The organism is Novipirellula sp. (genome assembly GCF_041583735.1).
Classification (GTDB): domain Bacteria; phylum Planctomycetota; class Planctomycetia; order Pirellulales; family Pirellulaceae; genus Novipirellula.
In genome coordinates this window covers 1-5785 of record NZ_JBFHFD010000561.1, presented here as the reverse complement: position 1 = coordinate 5785, position 5785 = coordinate 1, and the positions used below count along the sequence as shown (strand labels likewise).

The window sequence follows — 5785 nt, the reverse complement described above, 5'->3', positions numbered from 1 at the left end:
GTTTTCATTATTTAGGGTGCCGCGAAGCGGAATGAGGACTCGCCAGAGCGTGGATGGTTGTTGGCCAAACGCGAATCACCACCTTCTGGCGAAGGTAGCTACGAGAAAATGCTTCACAGCGTTGGCCAAAACGGCTAACTAAATCAGCCGTCTCCGAAGTTGGTGGAGAGGTGGCAGAAAACCTCAGTTACGAAGAGACACGCGCCACGGTGGTTTCGATTGCCGAGATCAAGGCTCGTGCCTTGTTCATCGTTTCGTCGTATTCCGAATCGGGATCGCTGTCGGCGACCACGCCGCATCCCGCTTGCACGTAGACGACGCCGTCTTTGGCGACCATGGTCCGCAGTGCGATACAGGTATCCATGTTGCCTCGGTAATCGACGTAACCGACCGCACCGCCGTAGGGGCCGCGGCGGTGAGGTTCGATCGAATCAATCACTTCCATCGCGCGAACTTTGGGTGCACCGGAAACCGTGCCCGCGGGTAAACAGGCCTTCAATGCGTCAAAGGCATCAAGCCCTTCACGCAGCTTACCCTGCACTTCGCTGCTGATGTGCATCACGTGCGAATAACGCTCGACCACCATCACTTCGGTCAATTCCACCGTGCCAAACTGGGCCACGCGGCCGACATCGTTGCGTCCCAGGTCGACCAGCATCACATGCTCGGCAATCTCTTTGGGGTCGGCGAGCAGTTCTTTTTCGAGAGCCTTGTCCTCTTTCTCTGTTTTGCCGCGAGGTCGAGTTCCCGCCAACGGGCGAACGGTGACGATATTGTCCGCGACGCGGCACATAATCTCGGGCGAACACCCGACCAGCATGCAATCCGGCGTACGGACAAAGAACATGAACGGGCTGGGATTGACCACTCGCAGTGAGCGATAAATCTCGAACGGATCAACGTCCGTTTTGACGCTGAGCCGCTGGCTCGGGACGACCTGGAAAATATCGCCTGCACGAATGTATTCGACGCATTCCAGCACCGCTTTGCGGAACGATTCGCGGGTAAAGTTGGACTCGATATTCAGCGGTGGCGAAGGTTTTTCGGTTGTGAATTCTTCGGGCATATGCGCGGTCGGTTGCGAAAGCTTGGCAATCGTCTTATCGATCTGTTGGGATGCCTTGCCGAATGCTTGTTGCGATTCTGTGGCATCGCGGACGTCGCGGCAATCGGCCAGCGAGACGACCGTGATCGTCTTGTCGACGTGATCAAACACGCACAACGTGTGGTAGAAGGCAAAATCAAGATCCGGCAGTTGCCGGTCATCCAGCGGCGAATTGGGAAGATTTTCGACGTAGCGGACGACATCGTAGCCGGCGTACCCGATCGCCCCGCCCACGAATGGGGGCAGCCCCGCGACGTCGGCGACTCGGTATTTCACGTGCGAGCGAAAGGTTTCCAGCGGGTCGGCCGACTCGAGTTCCTCGGTTTTGCCGCCACCTGTCTCTGCGTTCCCGCCAAGATCCGAAATCGTGACTTGGTTGCCGCGTGCGACGAATCGCTTGATCGGGTCGGCGGCCAGAAAACTGTAGCGGCCGACCTTCTCGCCGCCGATCACACTTTCAAACAGACAAGCGGGACCACCGTCATCCAAAAGCCGAAACGCGGTCACTGGGGTTAACGAGTCGCTGAGTAAACGCCGATACACCGGAACAAAGTCATGGTGAATCGAGAGTTGGTCGAAGTCGGCAGGTTCGGGGGTTAACATCGAGGTCGACGGGCTCTTCAGAGGAATCGGGCTCTAGTAGATTGGGCTTTGACGCGGCGGTCGGCTTTGCGGCAGTCTATGACAAAGGAAACGGCAAACAGGTTCTCGTCGCCACACGAACGCGTCAAAGTCGTTACGTTGACACCGATGGGGGCGGCGATAGAATCCCTTTGGCGTCCAATACTTGGGAAAACACACACTTTAGCGGCAGTCACGGCAGCTAGGAATGACACGATGAAATGCCAGTATTGCGAAAAGCCCGCCACGTTCCATATCACCGAGTTGACGGAACCTTCGGGTCCCAAAATTATGCATCTTTGTGAGGAACACGCTCGCGGCTTTTTGCAAAAAGAATCCGACAGTCCCGTGGCCTCGGTCACCAACGCGCTTGCAAAGCAGCTGCAGCTAGGACAATCCAAAAAAGAATTGGCCGAATTGGACCAAAAAGAGTGTCCGGTGTGTGGCATCAGTTTTTTCGAGTTCCGTAACACCGGGCGGCTTGGATGTCCCTACGATTACAGCTTTTTTGAGTCGGACTTGGTCCCCCTGCTGAGGAATATCCACGACGCGGTCGAGCACGTCGGCAAGCGGCCTCGGCGACTGGCTGCCTCGGCCGATTCGCAAGCCGAAATGATCCAGCTGCGGCGTGAGATGGAAGAGGCGGTCGAGCTCGAAGATTACGAGCGTGCTTCCGAAATCCGAGACGAACTAAAACGAATGGAACGCGAACTGAGCATCCCCGCGTCGGATGACGACGATGCAAGTTCGAGTGAAGGTGAGAATCAGTCGTGAATCAAGAAACGGACTTTACTAACCTTGCGAAAAGTTCCGGAGAGTGGCTTCGCGGTACCGGGCCGGAATCCGATATCGTGATCAGCAGCCGAATTCGCTTGGCTCGAAATCTCGCCGACTTTCCCTTCATTCGCCGCTGTAGTGATGAAGATCGTGACAGCATCGAACGGACCGTGCGCGCCCGGATGGAGGCGATGGAGGACTGGAAAGACATTCGCTATATCGATATCGAAGAGCTTTCGGAGGTCGATCGTCAATTCCTGGTCGAACGTCAATTGATCAGCCGCGAGATCGCTGATGCGGATGGTTCGCGAGCCGTCGCCGTCGATCCAGGCGAACAGTACAGCGTGATGATCAACGAAGAGGATCATCTGCGAATCCAAGTGATGCAAAGCGGATTGGATCTGCAAGCCGCCTGGGCCCGAATTGACGCCTTGGATGACAAGCTCGAGGGCTCGATTCTGTACGCGTTTCACCAGAAATACGGTTATTTGACCGCTTGTCCCACCAATGTGGGGACGGGGCTTCGCGTCAGTGTGATGCTGCATTTGCCCGCCCTGGTGATCACGCGGCAAATCGAAAAAGTCTTTCGCAGCATGCAGCGGATCAACGTCACCGTCCGCGGACTGTACGGCGAAGGATCGCAATATTCGGGCGATTTTTATCAGGTCAGCAACCAAGTCACGCTCGGTCACAGCGAAAAGTCGCTGTTGGCGCTGGTCGGGGACGAGGTCGTGCCTCAGATCATCCAATACGAACGAAAAGCACGCGCCTTTTTGATCGAACAAAACCAACAAGACCTGCATGACGATGTCAGCCGAGCGATGGGGATCCTCAGCACGGCGAAAAAGATCAGCAGCGAAGAGACGATGCACTACCTTTCCAAGGTGCGGATGGGAGTGAATCTTGGCTTGATCAGCGATGTCGAAGTCGCCACGATCAACAAGTTGTTCATCCATACCCAGCCAGCACATTTGCAGAAATTGCACGGCCGTGTGCTCGGATCCTCCGACCGGAACGTCCAGCGTGCGACTTACTTGCAACGCCATTTGACCGGCCACCAAGGCGAAGGCGAGCTGAATTAGAAAGTCGTTGATCGCTCCGCGATCAAAACGTGGGCCTGCAAGGCAGCGCAGGACCTTTTCCCCACCGAGGCTTTGCCACCGATGTCAAAGACGGTCGAAATGGGGGGCTTGTCCCGTTCTGATTTTGGGGATCGACTAGCTCCGAAGCTCCTTTGACCCGCTGCAAGGGCTTGATGAAGAGGGGTTACGCGGGCACTCGATTCCTTCTTGCTGAGGAAATCGCACGGTTTGGCATATTCTTTTGGTTCAGGATGATAAACTAGGGTGCTGATAGTCCCTTCGTCCTTGCGTTTAGCTCTGCAGAGCAGCAGGAGGAAAGCGGTGCAGAGTAAACCTCGATTTTCACGAAAGTTGGCGGCGTGGGCGAAGAGCCTGAACTGATTGACCGAGCACTCCAGGGCGATCGTGCTGCGTTTACCCGGTTGGTAGAGGTCAACCAGGATCGCTTGTTCGCGTCGATGCTGCAGGTCACCGGTTCGCCCGACGAAGCCGAGGAAGTGGTCCAAGAAGCGTTTATTCGGGCTTTTGTGAAGCTTGATACGTTTCAGCGAAACAGCCAATTTTTTACCTGGCTGTACCGGATTGCTTTCAATAGCGCGCTTTCGCGTCGGCGAAAAAAGCGAGCTCGCATCTCGTTGGACCAATTTCGCGAGAAAAATGGGCTCGAAGTCGTCGATCAATCCAGCGGAGTCGATGAACCGATGCTACAGCGGGAACGCGTCGCGATGGTCCGCACCGCCATGGAGCGATTGACCGACGAGCATCGCTCGATTCTGGTCTTGCGAGAGATGGAGGAGCGGTCCTATGAAACGATTGCCGAGATCCTCGAGATCTCGATCGGGACGGTGCGAAGTCGGCTGAGTCGAGCGAGGCACCAATTAAAGCTCGCGTTGGAAGTCTTGCACCGTGCCGAAGAGTCTAGTTCTGAGTGATTTCTTTCCTTCACTTCTTCGCCATCCGATGTCGACACCCCAGTTTGACGCCTCTAGCGACCCCGGTGATTTAAGGCGTCCAGGCGATTCGTCGCAAAAGGAAGCCTCCGGCTATCGATTTCGCCCCTTTCTGGGGATTACGTTTCTTTGCTGCCAAATCTACGGCCGGATTTACCAGAATTCCGAGTGCACCGCCTACGTCGGGCATTGCCCTCGCTGTGCAAAACGCGTCAACGTCAAGATCGGCCCGGGCGGTTCGTCGACTCGCTTCTTCAGCGCCGGATGAGGAACGATTGGAATCCTGATCGGCGAGATTCGGATGCGGCAAGGCACCGCGCTACACGGTAAACTGGTACCCTTGGTGGGTGGTTTGACGATGCGCGATCGCCGTTGCCATTCCGCTCGCCGCTACGGTTTCCCACCTGCCAGCAACGTCCCTCCGAGGCAACTCGATCATGCGTTACTATCGAATTCTTGCGAGTTTGCGATCGCCATGGGCAATGCCAAGATGTCTGGGGCCGCTGCTTGCCACCGGATTGCTTGGACTGACGATTGGCGGCTCCGATGGAAACGCGGAAGAAACAAGGTTGGCGGCGGACCGTTTTTTTCCGCAACATGATTTCGGTCGCCAGCTCGCCGACGATCCGCATTCCGGATTTGCGAGCCCATGGCAGTTGTCACAGTTGCGGCCGCCAAGATTTGCCGACTCTGGCGATCGCATGCTCCCCTCCGATGCATCGCCACCCAACGTGATGATTGGCGGAACGAACGATCGAAATAATCCGTTGCGTCGCGAGCTGAGCCAAACCTTCGCCGAAGATGAATTGTTCGTCGGCTTTCGATTTCTGTACGAACCATCCGAGACCACGGTTGCCAGCGACCCCGAATTCTTTGTGCTTTGGCTCGACCGTACCCAAGGCAGCGATCAGGCGGTCCATAGCACAGGGATCCCCAATATAGGCATCCATATGGCGGACCGGGGGAAAAGTCGCGGAAAGAATGTGTTCATGGTGCGTTTCGGTGCGAAGCAAACCGCTTGGAGCCGCATGGAAATGGTGCCCGGTAAGACGTATCATGTCATCGCTAGGATCGCCAAACAGAAACCCGGTAAACGCAACGCATTTAGCCAGATTCAGTTGTGGGTCGATCCGCAAGCGGACGACGCCGCTCAGCCGCTGCTGTCGCTGAGCGAACAGGATGGCATCCATCAAGTTCGCTGGGTCGGTTTTTCAACGGGCGTCAAAACGGAGCGTGAGGATCAAATCCGT

The 5785-nt window shown here is 56.1% G+C and carries 6 protein-coding genes and 1 pseudogene; 6 read left to right on the top strand and 1 reads right to left on the bottom strand.

The annotated features are described in order from the left end of the window. Positions 1-187 precede the first annotated feature (187 nt). Positions 188-1708, bottom strand: a complete 1521-nt coding sequence (gene trpE, locus ABX962_RS28305) for an anthranilate synthase component I (protein WP_372724487.1) — start codon at positions 1706-1708, stop codon at positions 188-190. Between the two features lie 41 nt (positions 1709-1749). On the opposite strand from trpE, the gene ABX962_RS28300 reads away from it, so the two are divergent. The 6 genes and pseudogenes from ABX962_RS28300 to ABX962_RS28275 all read left to right on the top strand — a co-directional run. Then, positions 1750-1932: a hypothetical protein gene (locus tag ABX962_RS28300; protein ID WP_372724485.1), complete on the top strand. Its 183-nt coding sequence runs from the start codon at positions 1750-1752 to the stop codon at positions 1930-1932. A gap of 10 nt (positions 1933-1942) precedes the next feature. After that, positions 1943-2500 carry a UvrB/UvrC motif-containing protein gene (locus ABX962_RS28295; protein ID WP_339937543.1) on the top strand — a complete coding sequence of 186 codons (558 nt, stop codon included), beginning with the start codon at positions 1943-1945 and terminating at the stop codon, positions 2498-2500. Next, positions 2497-3585, top strand: coding sequence for a protein arginine kinase (locus ABX962_RS28290; protein WP_339937542.1), 1089 nt, complete (start codon positions 2497-2499; stop codon positions 3583-3585). The genes ABX962_RS28295 and ABX962_RS28290 overlap by 4 nt, the downstream gene beginning before the upstream one ends. A gap of 359 nt (positions 3586-3944) precedes the next feature. Continuing rightward, positions 3945-4517 carry a sigma-70 family RNA polymerase sigma factor gene (locus tag ABX962_RS28285; RefSeq protein ID WP_339937540.1) on the top strand — a complete coding sequence of 191 codons (573 nt, stop codon included), beginning with the start codon at positions 3945-3947 and terminating at the stop codon, positions 4515-4517. Beyond that, a complete protein-coding gene (locus ABX962_RS28280) occupies positions 4492-4803 on the top strand; it encodes a hypothetical protein (protein WP_372724483.1) in 312 nt (103 codons plus the stop codon). Before ABX962_RS28285 ends, ABX962_RS28280 begins: the two co-directional genes overlap by 26 nt. Before the next feature lie 169 nt (positions 4804-4972). Beyond that, positions 4973-5785, top strand: a pseudogene (locus ABX962_RS28275) (hypothetical protein); the annotation flags it as partial.